The organism is Bradyrhizobium sp. 41S5, from assembly GCF_011516665.3.
GTDB classification, from domain to species: Bacteria; Pseudomonadota; Alphaproteobacteria; order Rhizobiales; family Xanthobacteraceae; genus Bradyrhizobium; species Bradyrhizobium quebecense.
The window spans coordinates 7,554,469-7,570,823 of the sequence record NZ_CP083721.1; the positions used below are offsets into that span (position 1 = coordinate 7,554,469).

At 59.4% G+C, this 16,355-nt stretch carries 15 protein-coding genes and 4 pseudogenes; 9 read left to right on the top strand and 10 right to left on the bottom strand.

From position 1 onward, the window contains the following. Positions 1–11 precede the first annotated feature (11 nt). Positions 12–1,298 (bottom strand): annotated as a pseudogene (locus HAP47_RS36265) (IS256 family transposase). A 312-nt stretch (positions 1,299–1,610) separates the two neighbouring features. Between HAP47_RS36265 and HAP47_RS36270 the strand changes: the two are divergent. Together HAP47_RS36270 and HAP47_RS36275 are read left to right on the top strand one after the other, a co-directional pair. Further along, positions 1,611–2,706 (top strand): annotated as a pseudogene (locus tag HAP47_RS36270) (IS3 family transposase). A gap of 465 nt (positions 2,707–3,171) precedes the next feature. Continuing rightward, the gene (locus HAP47_RS36275; protein WP_173643875.1) at positions 3,172–3,453 is read left to right on the top strand and encodes a hypothetical protein; all 282 of its coding nucleotides are present in this window, start codon (positions 3,172–3,174) and stop codon (positions 3,451–3,453) included. Positions 3,454–3,794: 341 nt separating this feature from the next. Here the strand turns inward: HAP47_RS36275 and HAP47_RS36280 are convergent, their stop codons facing one another. The 4 genes from HAP47_RS36280 to HAP47_RS36290 all read right to left on the bottom strand — a co-directional run bounded on the left by HAP47_RS36280 (position 3,795) and on the right by HAP47_RS36290 (position 7,145). Beyond that, on the bottom strand, positions 3,795–5,153 hold the full coding sequence (locus tag HAP47_RS36280; RefSeq protein WP_173637460.1) for an IS701 family transposase: 1,359 nt from the start codon (positions 5,151–5,153) through the stop codon (positions 3,795–3,797). Positions 5,154–5,372: 219 nt separating this feature from the next. Continuing rightward, positions 5,373–5,606, bottom strand: a complete 234-nt coding sequence (locus HAP47_RS36285; RefSeq protein WP_231168613.1) for a globin domain-containing protein — start codon at positions 5,604–5,606, stop codon at positions 5,373–5,375. Positions 5,607–6,281: 675 nt separating this feature from the next. After that, complete coding sequence (locus tag HAP47_RS41885) at positions 6,282–6,494, bottom strand: hypothetical protein (protein WP_371821715.1); 213 nt, start codon at positions 6,492–6,494, stop codon at positions 6,282–6,284. A gap of 33 nt (positions 6,495–6,527) precedes the next feature. Beyond that, the gene (locus tag HAP47_RS36290; RefSeq protein ID WP_210285307.1) at positions 6,528–7,145 is read right to left on the bottom strand and encodes a di-heme-cytochrome C peroxidase; all 618 of its coding nucleotides are present in this window, start codon (positions 7,143–7,145) and stop codon (positions 6,528–6,530) included. A 1,078-nt stretch (positions 7,146–8,223) separates the two neighbouring features. On the opposite strand from HAP47_RS36290, the gene HAP47_RS36295 reads away from it, so the two are divergent. Together HAP47_RS36295 and HAP47_RS36300 are read left to right on the top strand one after the other, a co-directional pair. Beyond that, on the top strand, positions 8,224–8,439 hold the full coding sequence (locus HAP47_RS36295) for a transposase (protein WP_173643874.1): 216 nt from the start codon (positions 8,224–8,226) through the stop codon (positions 8,437–8,439). A gap of 11 nt (positions 8,440–8,450) precedes the next feature. After that, a complete protein-coding gene (locus HAP47_RS36300) occupies positions 8,451–8,975 on the top strand; it encodes a hypothetical protein (RefSeq protein WP_173643873.1) in 525 nt (174 codons plus the stop codon). Positions 8,976–9,165: 190 nt separating this feature from the next. Here the strand turns inward: HAP47_RS36300 and HAP47_RS36305 are convergent, their stop codons facing one another. Beyond that, complete coding sequence (locus HAP47_RS36305; RefSeq protein WP_173643872.1) at positions 9,166–9,507, bottom strand: hypothetical protein; 342 nt, start codon at positions 9,505–9,507, stop codon at positions 9,166–9,168. 806 nt (positions 9,508–10,313) lie between these two features. Next, entirely contained in the window at positions 10,314–10,508 is a 195-nt protein-coding gene (locus HAP47_RS36310) for a hypothetical protein (RefSeq protein ID WP_231168615.1), read from the bottom strand. Positions 10,509–11,407: 899 nt separating this feature from the next. On the opposite strand from HAP47_RS36310, the gene HAP47_RS36315 reads away from it, so the two are divergent. Beyond that, entirely contained in the window at positions 11,408–11,605 is a 198-nt protein-coding gene (locus HAP47_RS36315) for a hypothetical protein (protein ID WP_173643871.1), read from the top strand. Positions 11,606–12,183: 578 nt separating this feature from the next. Here the strand turns inward: HAP47_RS36315 and HAP47_RS36320 are convergent. Both HAP47_RS36320 and HAP47_RS41890 read right to left on the bottom strand, forming a co-directional pair. Next, entirely contained in the window at positions 12,184–12,480 is a 297-nt protein-coding gene (locus tag HAP47_RS36320) for an FAD-dependent monooxygenase (RefSeq protein ID WP_305879366.1), read from the bottom strand. Further along, on the bottom strand, positions 12,402–12,887 hold the full coding sequence (locus HAP47_RS41890) for a DUF2188 domain-containing protein (protein ID WP_210285306.1): 486 nt from the start codon (positions 12,885–12,887) through the stop codon (positions 12,402–12,404). Before HAP47_RS41890 ends, HAP47_RS36320 begins: the two co-directional genes overlap by 79 nt. A 181-nt stretch (positions 12,888–13,068) precedes the next feature. Here HAP47_RS41890 and HAP47_RS36325 point away from each other — a divergent pair. The 3 genes and pseudogenes from HAP47_RS36325 to tnpB all read left to right on the top strand — a co-directional run. Beyond that, positions 13,069–13,224: pseudogene (locus HAP47_RS36325) on the top strand (transposase); the annotation flags it as partial. Positions 13,225–13,313: 89 nt separating this feature from the next. Next, positions 13,314–13,526 carry a hypothetical protein gene (locus HAP47_RS36330; RefSeq protein ID WP_224581069.1) on the top strand — a complete coding sequence of 71 codons (213 nt, stop codon included), beginning with the start codon at positions 13,314–13,316 and terminating at the stop codon, positions 13,524–13,526. After that, positions 13,523–13,672 (top strand): annotated as a pseudogene (gene tnpB / locus HAP47_RS36335) (IS66 family insertion sequence element accessory protein TnpB); the annotation flags it as partial. The gene HAP47_RS36330 and the pseudogene tnpB, both read left to right, overlap by 4 nt. Positions 13,673–13,890: 218 nt before the next feature. On the opposite strand, the gene HAP47_RS36340 reads toward tnpB, so the two are convergent. Beyond that, complete coding sequence (locus HAP47_RS36340) at positions 13,891–14,181, bottom strand: hypothetical protein (protein ID WP_173637249.1); 291 nt, start codon at positions 14,179–14,181, stop codon at positions 13,891–13,893. Here HAP47_RS36340 and HAP47_RS36345 point away from each other — a divergent pair. Then, positions 14,165–16,255, top strand: coding sequence for a recombinase family protein (locus HAP47_RS36345; protein WP_173637250.1), 2,091 nt, complete (start codon positions 14,165–14,167; stop codon positions 16,253–16,255). The genes HAP47_RS36340 and HAP47_RS36345 overlap by 17 nt on opposite strands. Positions 16,256–16,355: the final 100 nt, after the last annotated feature.

A 16,355-nucleotide genomic window follows, 5' to 3' on the forward strand; every position in this document is an offset into this window, starting at 1 on the left:
GGCGCGGCCGGTCAGGCGGCGGTTATGGGCTGACGGTCAGTCGGTTTGGCGATGACCTCGATCCCGTCGTTGAATGTCACACCGAGAACGAGTTTTGGCAACTGGTTGCGGCCATCGAGACGACGCCGGCTTTTCTGCGCGGCCTCAAGCAGTTTGAAGACCATCGCGAGCGCCGTTCTGTTGGACAGGCAGCCCTTCGATCGGATCATGCGGTGGCGCACGGTAGCGAAGGTGCTTTCAATGGGATTGGTGGTCCGCAGGTGTTTCCAGTGTTCGGCCGGGAAGTCGTAGAACGCCAGTAGCGTGTCCCGATCCTTGCTCAGGCAGTCGGCCGCCTTCTCGTATTTGGGCGTATAGCTCTCGATGAAGGCGTCGAACGCCAGCTCGGCGGCGGCCTTGGTTTCGGCCATCCAGCTCTCCTGCAACGCGCGTTTGGCTTTAGGCTGCTGGCTCTTCGGCAACTTGGCGATCACGTTGGCGGTCTTGTGTACCCAGCAGCGCTGCTCGTGCGTTTTCGGCCAGACCTCGCCGGCGGCCTTCCAGAACCCGAGCGCGCCGTCGGCGGTCGGCGATGGTGAGCCGCGGCGGCACGCCGAGCCCGCGCCGCTTCAGGTCGAGCAGCAGATCGCGCCAGTCCTGCGCGCTCTCGCGGGCGCCATCGGTGAAGCCGACCAGTTCCTTGCGGCCTTCCGGCGTCGCGCCGATCAGCACCACGATGCACTGCTTTTCGTCTTCGAGGCGTGCTTGGAGATGGATGCCATCGGCCCAGATGTAGACGTAGCGCTTCGCCGACAGATCGCGCCTCTGCCACGCGGTGTGTTCGTCAAGCCAACCGTCCTTCAGACGGCCGATGGCGGATGCCGACAACCCGGCAGCATCCTTGCCGAGCAGCGCCGCCAGAGCCTCGGAGAAGTCGCCGGTGGAGATACCCTTCAGGTAAAGGATCGGCAGCAGCGTCTCGATCGATTTCGAGCGGCGCATGTAGGGCGGCAGGATCGACGGAGAGAACCGGATGCGGTCGGGATCGGTAGCCTCCGCCTCGCGATCGCGTACACGCGGCTGGCGGACGCCGACCGGACCGATACCGGTCATCACCTCGCGTTCCGGCAGGTGACCGTGGCGCACGAGCGCTGGTGGCCGTCCGCAGTCCTCAAATCGGCATGCTTGCCGAGAAAGTCCGCGACCTCGGCCTCGACCGCCTGGGCCAACAGAGCACGCGCCCCATTGCGCAAGATTTCGGTGAGTTGATCGTCGACGTTTCCTGGCTGAATCAACTTGATGATGTTATCTTTGGACACGGCATATCGCTCCTTCGGTGGAGAAGTGGAGGCGTCAAGCACCCCCACGATATGCCGCCTTCCCGATTCCCGCCGTCGCCAACTTTCAGCGATAGCTCTGAGCACGAAAAGGATATGGCTACAACACACTTGGTATGTTTCCTTCAACCAGTCGAAGGGGCCAAATCGATACCCCATTCGAGAAACCAGAACCTTTCCAAGTGAGGCTGACGCGAAGAGATTCGCGGACGAACTGCTGAACAGTCCACCCGCGAGTTCGACTACCATACTGGCTGGCACGATAAACCCACATTATCCAAGGCGCGTAGTCGGATCGAGCGACATAGTACGTTGCTGGTGCGGGACCGTGGGGTGTCGGTGGCGCAAGCCGGCCGTGACCTGGATGTTCATGAGAATGTTCTCCGCAAATGGGTGAAGGAGTTGGGCTCCGACCCGGCGCAAGCCTTTCCCGGCCACGGGCAGATGAAGCCGGAGCAGCAGGAGATCGAGCGGCTGCGCCGTGAGGTCGCCAAGCTGAAGGCCGAGCGGGATATCCTAAAAAAGGCCGCAGCCTACTTCGCGAAGGAAGCGACATGAAGTTCGCCTTCGTCGCGAAGCACCGGACGATCTGGCCGGTGGCATGGCTATGCGATGCGCTGGGAGTGTCGCGGTCGGGCTTCCATGCCTGGCTGAATCGCTCTCCCAGCACCAGATCCCGCAGCGACGAGGAGCTCGGCGGCAAGGTCAAGGCCAGCTTCGCCGCCAGCGACCGCACCTATGACGCACGCCGGGTGTGGCGTGACCTGCTCGCCGACGGGGCGGATTGGGGCCTGCACCGGATTGAGCGGCTGATGCGCCTGCAAGGCTTGCGGGCGCGGCCGCGACGTCGGCGCTTGCCGAAGGACAGCGGCGATCGACAGCTCGAGACCGTACCGGCGAACCTCCTTGACCGGCAGTTCGCCGCCGAGCGGCCGAACCAGAAGTGGATCGCCGACTTCACCTATCTCTGGACGGCCGAAGGCTGGCTCTATGTCGCAGCGGTGATCGACCTGTTCTCACGCCGCGTGGTGGGCTGGTCGATGAGTGCCGCCATGACGGCACAGCTCGTGACGGACGCATTGTTGATGGCCGTCTGGCGGCGCGGCAAGCCGGATGCACTGTTGCATCACTCCGACCAGGGCAGCCAGTACACCAGCGAGCAGTTCCAGCGCCTGATGGCCGACCACGGCATCGTTTGCAGCATGAGCTGGAGAGCTTCTTCTCCTCGCTCAAGACCGAGCGTACGGCCAACAAGATTTATCGAACCAGAGATGAGGCACGCGCCGATGTGTTCGACTACATCGAACGATTTTACAACACGACCCGCAGGCACTCGACCATCGGCTATCTCAGCCCGGTTGAGTTCGAGCGCAAGGTGGGATTAGCTTAACCGGGTGTCCATCAAACCGGCAGCAGCTCACAACGTGCATCCCTACACTGACCGCGACTGAGCCGTTCTCGGCGCGACGTGAGATCGCTACGCAAGCGGGTCCAGCCCACGGAACCATATGCCTAGCGTTCCGTCAGCCCCATCGGAATGATTTTGGCGCGCGCCGAGAAGGCTAAGTAGTGCTGCGCGGCTTTGATGGACTTGTGTCGCGCGGGATCATTCTGGCGATGTGGGATCGCTGGAGCCGTGCCTGCGCCACGCCTGCACCCGACGGAGACACGTCAGGATCGCCGGCCGTTCAACGCTGATCCGCTTCTCGCTCGTCAAATCTGCCACTCCTCTTGAGGTTGCGAGCCTAAGGGAGCCGGCCCTTCCAACCTCCCACTATTAGTAGGTGCGCTTTGCGCTTGGCGCAGAGTAAGCTGGGGCAGTCGCCATATCGGATTGCACAATCGGATTGCACACATGGCAGCAGGTTGGATGGTTTCAATTGGCTACATAGAAAGCGGCCAACTTCGGCACGTAACGTATGCGGTCGCGGTGGCTAACGCCACCGAAGCCATCAAGGCTTCACTGGATGTCGGCGCCTCCCGATTCTCATTGGATGCCGGTCTCGGCTGGGTGGCCTTGGCGAATTCTGAACTCAGTCTACAGCAACTGGATGATCTCGGCATGGTGAAAGGCGGGATTTATTCCCTATGGGACGACACGCATGATTGGCTGATCTGGCCCCGCCAGCTCCATTAAGTTTGATCAGTGAACACGATGACTTGGCAAGGAGCGATAGTTCGCGGTCTACCGGCAATCGGGCGCTGTGTCCGCTACGGCGCGCGAGACAGTTCGGCATGCGCGGAGTTCTCTTGGGAAGGGCACGACAAGAATGACCCCGCCTGCGGTCCCCGATGGGCTATGATCGGCACCGCGGGCAGGCTCGTCGGTCACTTCTACATGCACAATGGCGACGATTCAGCCTTCGTTTGCGAACGCGGCTGAGTTCTTCAACAGCCTGCTAGTCTTACTGCGTCACAAATCATGACGGCGCATCGACCTGGATTTGGACTGCGCAGCACGGACATCTACGTAGCCGGCTAACCAATGCGCTGGTAAGGCGCCGCCGCATGGTAGCGATCGAATTCGGAATATGACGCTCGGTTCTGAGCGGTAGCGCCCCGCGGCTTTTGATTTTTGGGAAGCGCAAATTCTTTGACGAACGCGGGCCGACGAGGTCGTGAGGGGGGAATCGTCTCCCTTTCGGAGATCAGGAAGCCGTAGGCGGCGATGCATAACGTGGCGTGGTGATGGAAGCCGCGCCAACCACGCCCTTCATAATGCCCCAGGCCGACCTCCTGCTTGAGCTCTTGGTAGTCGCGTTCGATGCGCCATCTGAGCTTGGCGAAGTTGACCAGGGCGCGGAAGGAGATGTTTTCAGGCAGTGTCGAGAACCAGTATTTGGTCGGCTCCGCCTCGCCGTCAGGCCATTCGATCAACAGCCATTCCTCCGCACGGGGCTCGCTCAGCCAGTAATCGCGATTAGCGGGACGGACCCGAACGCGTGCAAAGCGCGAGGTCAGCCAATCAGCACTGCCTTCGCGCCATCTGACATTGCGCCAGGCCGTTCTCGGCAGCGCGAGCGCCTTGACTGAGCAGGGCTTATTTTTGTCGTCGCGCCGGATCAGCTTTGGCGGCCGCCCATTCCCAGACCATCGCTTTGGTGGCAGCGGTCTCGTGCCTGGTGGCCAGACAGAGGTGTGCGGCAAGATACCGGCAACATAGCGCAACCCCAGTGCCGTCACTTCCCCGCGCAGCGCGGTATCGGCCCCATATCCCGCATCCATCAGCACAACACCGCGTGCAATGCCCGCTGCACACGCCGACCGGATCTGCTCCAGCGCGATCTCAGGCTTGGTCTTGAAGGTGACATCCTTTGGTACGCCCGCCTTCTCTCGGCGATCCTCATCCTCGGCCCAACTTTCCGGCAGGTACAAACGGTAGGCGATCGGCAAACTCGCATGATGATTGGCAATCGATAGCGAGACCGCCACTTGGCAATTGTCCTGCTTACCAAGCTGACCGCAGTATTGCCGTGCCACGCCAACCGAATGCCGCCCTTTCTTGGGAAAGCCAGTATCATCGATGATCCAGGCCTCGATCGGACCGTGTCGCTCGATCTTGGGCTGGACCATCTCTCGCACCTTGCTCAAGACCTTCTCGTCCGACCATCCGCCCGCGCCGACGAAATGCAATAATGATTGATGCTGGGCCGCCGTTCGCTCCGGGGCTGTTATCGCCGCCATCGGCTCGACGCTTTTGCGATCCCCGGGCAGCATCAGGCCAACACAGTAGTCCCTCAGCGGTCTCGTCCGATCCGCGTGCCCGATCACGCTCGCCAAACCCTCGACATAGGCCGTAAATCGCGATTCACCCTGGTTACCGCTTCGGCTACCCATTCCAGCTCCCCCTCGCGTGAGTCCCTCGGGTAGCCGATTCGTCGTCAAAAACGTCCGCGACTTTCTGACTCAGTAAGACTAGGTCGTCAGGCGCCTCGAAAGCACAAGAGACCTGATCAACGGGTCGCGAATTAGGCTTCTCGCCCGCCGTTGTCAAAACGAACTCTGCCGGCCGGCCGCGCGCAGCATCTCGTTCTGGGCGGTGGCGTAAAGCATCCGTCACGATTCCCTCAGCTCGGGGGTGAAAGAAGGGCCGAATTTGCAATCAAAGCTCCACATCAACGCCTCGCCCATTGCGACGAAGTGCGATGGCTGAACGCAAAGTCTGGCGTGCTTGTGACCTGAAAGCGTGATCAGCGATTGGAACATCGGTCTTTCGTCGAGCGAGGCGGGCAGCGCGGTGATCATATCCAGCGCCTTTATCCGCTGCTGCTCGATATCGCCGCCGAACATATCTCTTGCATCAGGAGCTAGTTCAACGAACCTGTTGTAACACAGGTCAGCGAGGTCGCGACGGACCGCCACATCGCGTCAAACGATATCCTGATAAGGTCGACCAGCTCGGGCGTCATTGGTCAGACGAGCAGGCTCGTAAAGAATGGTTTTGTGATCTCAGCGACTGACGGCTCCCTTTCGTGAGAGTTGACGACGGAGATAAATTGGTGTTTGCAGCTCCAGCAGCGCCAAAGAACCTGAACTTCGTTCGCACTGACGCGTTCATGCCATTCGCTGGTGACTAACCCAGAACCACAGCGAAGGCATTCTTTGTGATGTGGTATTGAGATTGGTGTCATGTGGAATCTCGTTTCGTATGCACAAGCGACGCTAACGGTCGAAACGCGATAATTTGTAAGCCATCACTTGCGCTTCCTTGAGCAGTTGTGCTGGATCAAATCTCCGTTTCAAGGCTCGTGCCGATAAGCGAGCATACTGTGACCGACAGCATGCTGGAAACCGGAGCGGGTCACAGTGTCTTGAGGTATTCAAGCAACGCCTTTTTGTCTCGGTCGCTTAAACTGGTCCCGTACTCGTGTCCGCATCGGCTATTTCCAGAATTGACATTACTACAATCCGTGACAGACAGAGTTTCGCTCAGCGGCTTCCTGGGTCGCAGCAAGACCAACGTCTTCAATGTCGTATTTCCGTCCAACGCTGAACTGCGGTTTCCGTATCCCCTGATGGCTTGAGCAATTCCGCCAGGGTAGGGACCGAGCCGTTATGAAGATAAGGTGCGGCGGCCCAAATACCCTGCAGAACACGAGCCTCGTAGGCGCCCCACGGCTGCTCCCTGCCGCTTGGCCTTTTTGATTGCTTCGGAGGTGCTGGCAGTAGCAGCGTCAATCTTCCAGGGCCATTTCGGAGTGCCGATTCACTTCACCAAGTTTCAAGCTCGCTCAGGCCGTCGAAATTGGCGGAGTTATTGTCGAGGAAATTGATGATCGCGCCCTGACGCATCGGCTCGAACGTAGTGAATACCCCCAGAACCTCGCCAACGTTCCGAGCTAGCCCCAAGATGTCACTTCCATCTTTGGCGAATCCAGGCCATTGTCTTTTGTCCTGTCGCGGCGAATTCCAAAGGAATGGGTATCTCACGGGAGCGTCCGCGGTTTTCATGTTTTCCGGGATCATGAAGTCGGGTGGCGGGCCGATGTCCAGTCCGGATATGCGCTTGAAAATCATACCTACAGCATCCAGACGGCCAACTCCCCAGCCGTTCTTGGGCAGCGCACGCACCATGAGCGTGTGAAACCGCAAGTACCACCCATCTACCTGTCGACGAAGATCCGGAACATCGGCCGCATCCGGCGTTGCGGACCGCAGAACAGCTGCAGAAAACGGAGCGAACGAGCTGTCGCTGGCGATCACGTCGCCGACTGCCTTGTCCAGATCGCCAAGCAGTGCGTAGAAGTCTCCAAACCCCGGACCGCCATCCACCCGATACACCTTGCCGTCAACTTCGATCTGGCGCGAGTGACATGCCGAGCAGGTCATTCCGACGACCTGGAAGTCTTGGAGGGCCAGAAGCGTGAAAGCCGACGGGAAGGTTGGCCGTGTTTGCAGGATTCCGTAGATACCCGTACCGTGACAAGCCATCCGCGAGGAACGGCTGTCCGTTCGTTTGCTTCAGGGCCTGCATCCAAGATAACGAAATCAAACGCGAACCCTGATCGCACGAATAGAAATCCGCTCTCGCTGCCGCGGTCCAATCCATACCTTGGTCAACATAGATAGGGTTGGCGTCGGTACCCTGAGCGCTCGATCTTGTCGTGACGAAACGCTAAGGCAATTAGAATGAGAGTACGGAGCATCGTGTGGCCTACCGCTTCCATTGTCAAAATCGCCCGAAGAGACGTTCGCCGAAACCCCACGCCGTCTCCGGCAAACTTGGGCTCGCCTTTCGGCTTGCAGGTCGCCTGATCATTGGTCATTAGAGGGCGCTGTCCAACTAAGTTCAACCTACCAAGTCTTGGGAGAAGGCACCGGCTAGCGGTGTATCGGTAGCCTTACTAATCGCAGAACCTGCCGTAGCGAACCAGACCCACGCCGATTTGTCTCCAGAGACTGACGATCGCTTTGGAGGCCTGGCTAGGTATTGGCGTGCGCTGCCGGGCAACATGCGTCTCACCGCATCGGGGTATCAAAGTCTCGGACCGTGAAATCGTTGGCCAAGCTCTCGTCTGAAAAGCACAAAGAGTTGTTGGGCAGACCTCTTGTTGCTGATTCCGCAACAAGCGCGGTACGATACGATCGATCATCGTACCGGATCTTTGTGTGTAGGGCGTCGACAATTGATCAGCATCAGCCTCATCGCCCAAGGGCCAGTCCTCTTGCGCCGCCGTTCCCCAGATCGTACGTGCGGGGACATAGGGACGTAGGGGCGGGCGGCGCAAGCGCATCTGCACCTTCGATCGCAACGAATTTTCGTCGCAGGTCGTGTTACGTCGCCCAAGGCCTCGCCCCCCCGACCGATCGGGTTGGATCAACGTAACCGGCATGAAGCCCCCACCTCGCCATCGTGAGGCTCGCCTGCGATACAGCCTGGCATGAGCTGATCGGCGGAGGTGCAACGATGGCAAATACCATGCTTGATGCCAGGCAGGAAGGTGATTCCTATCGTCGGGTCGAGGTGATCACCGGACAGCGGCGGCGATGGACGGGCGAAGAGAAGGCCCGGATCGCAGCGGAGAGCTTCGAGGAGGGGGCGAACATCTCCGAGGTGGCGCGGCGCAATGGCGTTGCCCGCGGGCTGCTCACGGTGTGGCGACAACCAAGCTCTCCGGGGTAATCGAGATCGAGATGAAATCCAGCTTCGTGCACCGCGTCCTGAAGGCGATCACGTCGTGTACCTGGAGCCGGCTGTTCAGGTCGCTTTCGTCAAGTTCATTGAGCGTATCGTGGAGGGCCGCAAATGACCGAGCGGCTGGCACGTTGATTGCGGAGGCGCAGCGGCTCACTGCGCTGAAGCGCGAGCAAATCGAGTTGGTCGTCGCCGAGACGGCCCGCAGCAGTGAAGCCATCGACCTCGCTGCTATCGACCACATGCACGACAACCCAGTGACGGACGACGACTGCGAAGTGATCGCGTTTGATCACCATCGTCTTGCGCAACGTCTTCCGCTGCGGATACCGAACCTGGAAGCCGTGATCCTGCCCGCGGGGTCACCTCGAGCGAGTACTCGATCCTCCGCGCCGGGGTCGCGCTCGCCATCGTCTCCTCGCTCGGCGGCACGCTGGGCGCGGCGTTTCAAAGCATCTCGGCGTACCTCAGGGGGAGATGGAGAGCAAAGAGATCATTCGACGGACGGCGACCGAGTTCATTGAGGCGGTTCGTGCCGGCCTCGTTCAATACATCGAAAAGCAAATAGGAGCGTCCATTGATGGCCCTTCTTTGGTGAATACGAGGCGACGATATCCGATGCTCCCGTACGTGTCGTTCCGGCTTGAGGAGGACAGGGGCATGTCCGTCCCGCCAGAACGCCAAGCGCTACTAGCTGAGGTATGGACCATTCTCTCAGCCGCCCGCGATCTCGGAGATATCGTTACGCACTTGGTTGCGCGCCGCATTGTGGACGCTCACTTGACTGACCGTCAGCCCCGCATCACTTCGGATATCGAAGTGATTATGATGTACTTCCGTTGAGCATATCAAGCTATTGAAGATTTGCGGGGCCGGCCACTGCGCCGGCTTTTCGTTTTGGTCGATCTCTTCGCTTTCGCTTATGGTCCGATCACTTGTGCCTTCTCTGTCGGTCCGGACGTGCAGCCGCCATGCTGTGCAAGCCGTATTAACGACAGATACGGCCGCGTCTGCGATGAGAATGCTATAGCTTCGAGAAGCTGGGTTGATGCTCATGTGCGCCTCCCCTCATCGGCAGACGAATAGCAGCCTCGAAGGCCAGTATAAATGTGGTCTGTCCATTGCACCAGCCTCCAGCGATCGTGAGCGCTGGCGTAGGAAGTGACTTTCCGTTTTCGAGGCCGTCTGGGCGGTAGTCAGTTCGAGCTTCGGGATCGCGGCAAGCACGACAGCTGTTGCGACCGTCCCTTGGGACCACTGTGTGAGTGCCTCAATGACGTTCTTCAACGCCTCTTCACGGGTCATAGCATGATCTCCACGCCGCGCCGCTAGGCCGATGCTACGGAAAGACGCGCGAGCGGCTGGAGGAGCCGCTAGCGCTAGTTAAGGCTGCGCGGACTTGGCCATCTCACGGGGGTTGTGCAAAAGTATGAGAATCCAAATCCAAACGTCTCTCAGCAACTCGCGTGCCAGACAGTCAGGGAGGCGAAAAGCTGCACAGCCTCTTCACGGGTCATGATCGACACGAAACGCGGCGCTAGGGCGATCAATGAAAAGCGTGCGGACGGCGGAAGGAGCCGCCCGCACGAGTTGCTGGTGGAGACTTGGCCGTCTCACGAGGGTCATCAATAAGCAACCAAGCCAACAGGGCTCAGCAACTCGCGTGCCAGACGGTCACGCTGCAGAAACGCAAAACGGCTTGCTTTCACACCTCGTGCAGACTGACTACCTGCACTGTGGTGGCAGCTTCCGGACGTACATGTCATGAACCGGACGCGACTGAACGAGATCAGACGTGCGGCGCTTTTAGTCACGTCTGGGGCGCGGGATGATTGGATCAACCTCGTCATCGTGTATAGCTATCAGCTCGCCGGGCTCCACGCCGAGCCTTTGCAACTGCTCCTTTTCGATCGGCCAGTTAGCATTGCGGCCTTTGCGCCGCAGTCTTTCAGGGGCAGCTTCACGGCTTCCGCCGGATCGGTGACCGCAACCGCGTAAGTTACATGCCCGACGTCTTCGTCGTCGTCGCTGTCTTTCTTGAAGATGGCGACAGTCACTATCCAACCATCCACCTTGCTGCCCTCGGGAGCAGCCCTCGTCATGTGAAATCGGCTCGGACCGATGATCCTGCAAATTCGGAGCCATCGGGCGTGCATGCCGTCAACCGAGCGCGGCTGCACGCAAACAAGAAACATACCCAGACTAGCCTCAACGGCTCGCGGGAGGCAGGTAACGAGGCATGATGCGCATTGCGCACTCATTAACCTGTGCGTGAAACGCGTCGGCGGTGTCGCTGTTTCCGAAAAATATTCGACGGCGGTCACGGCCAAGAGCTTCGATACAAAATTCGCGCGCTTTGTGGATAGCTCCACGTTCCGCGTCAGTTAGTGCGCTTTGGGCATTCACAGACGAATCGGTCAGGAGGAGGAGCGCGGCGGCGATCAACGGTCGTTTCATATCGGAGGCTCAACAAAGGCGCAGGCGAGATTGGTCCGGAATACTAATCGAGCCATCCCTCGTTGTCGAATTCGGCCGGTCTTGATTAATCCGTATCGTCCCGGGAACCTCCTCCACACGAGCCGGGAGTTGCGCTAGGCTCATAGCCCCAAGAGGAGGCGACTGGAAATGCCGAGCGAGAAGCGGGTCAGTGTTGAAGAGCGGCCGGCAATCCTCCCGCGCCTTCGTCCCATACAGGCGTGACGCAAGGCGCGTTTCCAGCGTCTCCTAGCTGATCCTGACATCGCTCAGAATGATCCGGGGCGGTTCAAGTCCATCAAGGCGGCGCAGCACCACACGGCCGTCGGGATGCGCGCGGAAGCCATCCTGCGCAGGCTGATCGAGAGTTAAAGCGTGTCCGCCCGTTATCGGCCTCGCCAAGATGTGAGAGCTTATTTTGAGGATGAAACCGGGGTGCTTCGCGATCACATCATCATCAGCGAGATGCTGAGCATAATCAATGGCCGTGACAAACGAACAGATAAAGTCTGTTGCCGTGCTCGGGACCAAAGGTATTGAGTTGCAGCTATCGCTGGCGGACAAGACAGTGCAGGAAGTTCTCTATCAAATCTGGCCATTCGCTTATTGCTACGGAGTTGCGACCGCCGTCACTACTGCCTCGGCAGCGCCGACGATCATCCGGCTCGCGATGATGTGATAGATGTCGTTAAGCCAGACCGGCGCCGATTCCGCGATCGCGTCGCTATCAAAGTACTCTTGCGTGCAACGCGCTTGACCAAAACGCCTACGAATGGCGACAGGATCGCGATGATCACCGCCGACCCGGCAAGCACCGTCGGAACCAATACTAGCGCTTCCGTGTTCTCCGCAAGATCTTTCATCATAAACGGCAGGACTGGCGATAAAGAACCACTCCAAAAATCGTCATCCATGGGGCAGATGTCAAAATCCATCCCTGCAGCGACCCCGCCTGTCTTGTCATACATTTCCCCTTCTCGTGACATACTTGTTGTGGGCCGAAGTGAGTACGGAGTTTGCGTTCGGTCCACGGACGTGGCCCTGCCACCGCGGAATCGACGTCCGTCCCTTCCCAGCTGACTTCGCCTGCTTCCGATCAGACGGGCGTAGCCAGAAACGCGTAGCCTTCACGAAGAAGGCCCATCGAATGGTCCCGGCCAGCTCCGATTTGCGCTCTTCCCGGCAAATGGCGCATGCGATGTCGTATACGCGACTGACCCTTTGCTCGCGCCGACGGCAATAGGTCACGAGCGAAGTCTACAAGTCGTCGTTGCGATCCAGTTCCTGGGCAAGAACCAGTGCATCCTCGATTGCCATACCGCCGCCGGATGTCATTTGCGGCGTCAACGAATGGGCCGCGTCGCCCAATAGCACGACACGGCCACGGTGCCAGGGGGCTGGCATCATCAAGACATCAAATGGGCGATAGCTATGTAAATGAAATGGGCGGTAGCTTATGTGCTTGTCTTCGCCGATCACCTTGGCAGCCGCGACCAGTTCGGGCGCCGTAAAGGGGGCGAGCAGTTTCGTGGGTCTCCGGTCGGCTGGAGACACACGAAAAAACCTTGTCGCGCGAACAGTGCTCGTGCTCCTGAGCTGACGTTCCGAGATTCGCTGAATTGGAAACACACGCCACCGCGCTTCGATGAGTCCTGCGGAGAAATGAAATTCGTAGTGACCGCCTTGACGTTCCGCGATATCATCGATGACCCATCGGCGTTTTCGATCGGCATCGAGCGTGGGTGCGTATCTGGGGCTCCAGCCCGATTAGCCGGACGGTGGGTATAGGTCTTGGTGCCATATGTCCACTCGTTTCTGAACCTGTGGTCATGGCCCTGAACTAGAACCTGAGCGTCGCGTCCTGCCTTTCCCTCCTTGTGGGCTGCGTCGACCGCGGCGCGGATCGCCTCTTCCTCAGTGGCGTAAGCGCCGGAGTGCTCACAATGAGCGCAACCCTCCACTGGCCTTCATGGCGCGTGACGAAGTACTGAACGCTTTCCATAAAGCTTGGCTCCGGCATCGCCCCCGTGATCGATAGACGGGTCGTACTCTGCAAATCTGGGTAAGCGCCGTTCAGCGGCCACCTTCCGGACCACGGGGCGATCTGCGAGTCTGCGGTTTGTTTGAACCGTTAGGCTTAGAATGGACACAGAGCATAGTGCTATCACGGAGCCGGTGCGGCGGCTTGAGGTCTTCACCGGAGCCGGCCGCCGGCGGAAGTGGAGCGATGAGGACAAGGTGCGGATCGTTGCGGAGATCGTGGCGAGCGGCGGCTCGGTCTGTTCGGTGGCCCGACGGCATGGATTGTCACCGCAGCAGTTGTTTGGCTGGCGACGTCAGTTGCGAGAAGGAGCAGGCTGTCATTCCGAAATAGAAGAAGTAAGTTTGTGCCGGCGGTGGTGGATGCCGCGGTGCCGGCGCCCGCTGTTGATCGGGAGCGCAAAGCGGTGCGCTGCAAGGCCAAGGCGGATACCCGGGCTCGCCGTTGCGATGCCGGGATCATCGAGATCGAAGTCGACGGCATCACAATCCGGGCCGGTCGTGGTGCGGATACGACGATGATTGCGTCGATTGTCCAGGCACTGAAGGCGAGCCGGTGATCGGCCCGTCGGGTGCGGTCCGGGTGATGGTGGCGACCAAACCGGTGGACTTCCGCAAGGGGATGGAAGGGCTCGCGATCCTGGTGCGCGAGAGCATGCGGGCAGACCAATTCTCGGGAGCTGTCTATGTGTTTCGGGCCAAGCGGGCCCAACACTCGACATTCTGCATACAGTCTTCGAAGCGCGAAGATTGCGTATCCGTGGCATCCGCTTTTTGGGCGGACGCTTCAGGTGGCACCGTTCCGACGCGGCAAGGAGCTGAAATGCATCTACACAGAGGAGCGGCGTGGGTTTAGCCGCGAAGTTCCCAATTGGATGCTCGACGAAAGCTACTGCGCCGGCATGGCGCTAGGACCGCCGCAGGTCAGTATTGAGGGGCTGAACGAATTTGCTGCTGTTCTGAAGCTTCTGGGCGCGACTCAGGCGTCGGGCGCACAATCCCGTCCTTCTTTGAAGAGGGAGAAAGGACGTGCGGAGAAAAAGCCAATATCGCGAGCCGATGCAACTGGGTCTGGATCTGCGTCTTCGGATTCCCCAGAACCCGCTGGGCGCCAATCCCAAAGGTCTGATCGAGGCGCTCGCCGATCTGTTGCTGGAAGCGGCTGGCGTCGAACCCGCTCAGATGTCGGGAGGTGACCATGAGTGTCAAGATCACACGTGATCACCTCGACCGCGCCGCCGTCGTCTATGTTCGCCAATCGACAATGTCCCAAGTTATGGGGAATCTCGAAAGCCAGCGGCGGCAATATGACCTGGCGCAGGCCGCGGAAACCGCCGGATTTAAGTCGGTGGCGGTAATTGACGATGATCTTGGCCGCTCAGGCTCTGGCAGCACTCAACGGCCCGGATTTGAGCGGCTTGTGGCGATGGTTTGTTCGGGTAACGTCGGTGCCGTTTATTGCATTGAGGCGTCGCGGCTGGCGCGCAATGGACGCGACTGGCATCACTTGATCGACCTATGCGCCCTCGCGGGCGCGTTGGTCATTGATCCCGACGGCGCCTATGATCCGCGGCTTGTCAACGACCGCCTGCTTCTCGGACTGAAGGGAACGATGTCGGAGTATGAGCTGAGCCTGCTTCGCCAACGTGGAATCGCCGCTCGGGACTCTAAGGCCAAGCGCGGCGAGTACCGCTTCATGCTTCCACCTGGATTTTGTTGGAGTGAACTCGGCAAGATCGAAATGGATCCCGACGAACATGTGGCGGGATTGGTTCGACTCGTCTTCACGAAGTTCCGCGAGCTCGGTAGCGCCCGGCAGGTCTTTCTTTGGCTGCGTGCTGCCGACATCAAAATGCCTGTGGTTCTAAAAAACGTTCAAATCTACAAGCTCAGCTGGAAGGCGCCGGCCTATCACACGGTGATGCAGATCCTGCACAATCCGCTCTATGCTGGCGCCTATGCGTTTGGCCGAATCGCCCAGAAGACACGGATCGTGGACGGTCGCGCCCGCAAGGTCAGCGGGTTCAAAAAGCCGCGGGAGGAATGGAATGTTCTCCTGCGCGACAATCATCCCGGCTATGTCAGCTGGCAGGAGTATGAGGACAATCAGAGGCTGCTGCTGGAAAACGCCCACATGAAGAAGAACTGCTCGCGAAAATCGGCGCGCGGGGGACGCGCACTTCTGACCGGATTGATGCGGTGCGGCCATTGCGGGCGGATGATGCGTGTGTTCTACGGCCAGGCCAAGGGGAATGCCCATCGTTATCAATGCCGCGGCGATGACGCCCATGTCGGCGCTGGCCTATGTATCGGCATCGGCGGGGTGCGGGTCGATCGTGCGGTCGCGCTGCAAATCCTTGAGGCCGTCTCCGATCGGGCTGTTGAAGCAGCGATATTGGCGTCCGACCAGGTTGAGCGCTCAAGACAAGAGATCATCACGGCCGTCGAACGGGAGCTTGAAGTCGTACGCTACGAAGCGTCTCTTGCTGCACGCCGATACGAGCTTGTGGATCCGGCCAAGCGCCACGTTGCCCGCGAACTCGAGGCGCGCTGGAATGGCGCATTGGAGCGGGTTGCCGAGCTTGAAGGTCGTGTAAAGGAGCTGCGCACCGCATCGGCGGAAAGTCCCAAGATCGACCGCGCCCTGCTTCTGCAACTTGCGCATGATCTTCCGCGGGTTTGGAATGCACCGTCCACGGACACGCGCACCAAGCAGCGGCTGGTTCACATTGTGGTCCGAGAGATTGTTTGCGATCTCGATAGGAACACCAATGAGGCGGTTCTGCTCATCCACTGGACCGGCGGCCGGCACACGGAGGTTCGCGTTGCTCGCGTTAAGACGGGCCGATATCCGGGCGACATGGCACCGACTGCCGTTGACGCACTTCGTAAACTCGCTGGTCATTGGCCTGATCGAGAGCTCGCCGTGTCGCTCAATCGGATGCGCTGCAAGACCGGCGACGGCGAGACCTGGACGACTGTTCGCGTGCGGGAAATGCGCGAACGCCTGGGCTTGCCGGAATACGACCCCGCATCGTCCGACGGCAAAATGATCAGCCTTGCGAAGGCTGCGGCACACTTTGGAATTTGCGTCGGATCAGCAAAGAGCTTGGTGCTGAAGGACATCTTGCCGGCCACACAAGCAATCAAGGGCTCGCAATGGTTGGTTCCTGTCGACGCGCTGAGCTCGGAAACAGTACGTATAGCGGTGCAGCGCGTGATCGAGCGTCGGCCGAGAAACTACATTGATTATCAATATGATAGAATGATCCGCCTACCCGGTATCTGACAAAGGGACGTACAATGAAACGAGCTGTGCGGATCGTATCAAGCTGGTGTTCTGGGCGGAACGGGTCTGTGCCTGTTCGCCAAGAGGCTCGAGGATGGGA

Excerpts from the sequence above, each read along its gene's own strand:
- HAP47_RS36280 (WP_173637460.1), bottom strand. The coding sequence starts at position 5,153 with ATGGGTAGCCGAAGCGGTAACCAGGGTGAATCGCGATTTACGGCCTAT.
- HAP47_RS36295 (WP_173643874.1), top strand. The coding sequence starts at position 8,224 with ATGGCAAATACCATGCTTGATGCCAGGCAGGAAGGTGATTCCTATCGT.
- HAP47_RS36300 (WP_173643873.1), top strand. The coding sequence starts at position 8,451 with ATGAAATCCAGCTTCGTGCACCGCGTCCTGAAGGCGATCACGTCGTGT.
- HAP47_RS36345 (WP_173637250.1), top strand. The coding sequence starts at position 14,165 with ATGAGTGTCAAGATCACACGTGATCACCTCGACCGCGCCGCCGTCGTC.
- HAP47_RS36275 (WP_173643875.1), top strand. The coding sequence starts at position 3,172 with ATGGCAGCAGGTTGGATGGTTTCAATTGGCTACATAGAAAGCGGCCAA.
- HAP47_RS36285 (WP_231168613.1), bottom strand. The coding sequence starts at position 5,606 with ATGTTCGGCGGCGATATCGAGCAGCAGCGGATAAAGGCGCTGGATATG.
- HAP47_RS36315 (WP_173643871.1), top strand. The coding sequence starts at position 11,408 with ATGGCCGTGACAAACGAACAGATAAAGTCTGTTGCCGTGCTCGGGACC.
- HAP47_RS36305 (WP_173643872.1), bottom strand. The coding sequence starts at position 9,507 with ATGAGCATCAACCCAGCTTCTCGAAGCTATAGCATTCTCATCGCAGAC.
- HAP47_RS36290 (WP_210285307.1), bottom strand. The coding sequence starts at position 7,145 with ATGACCTGCTCGGCATGTCACTCGCGCCAGATCGAAGTTGACGGCAAG.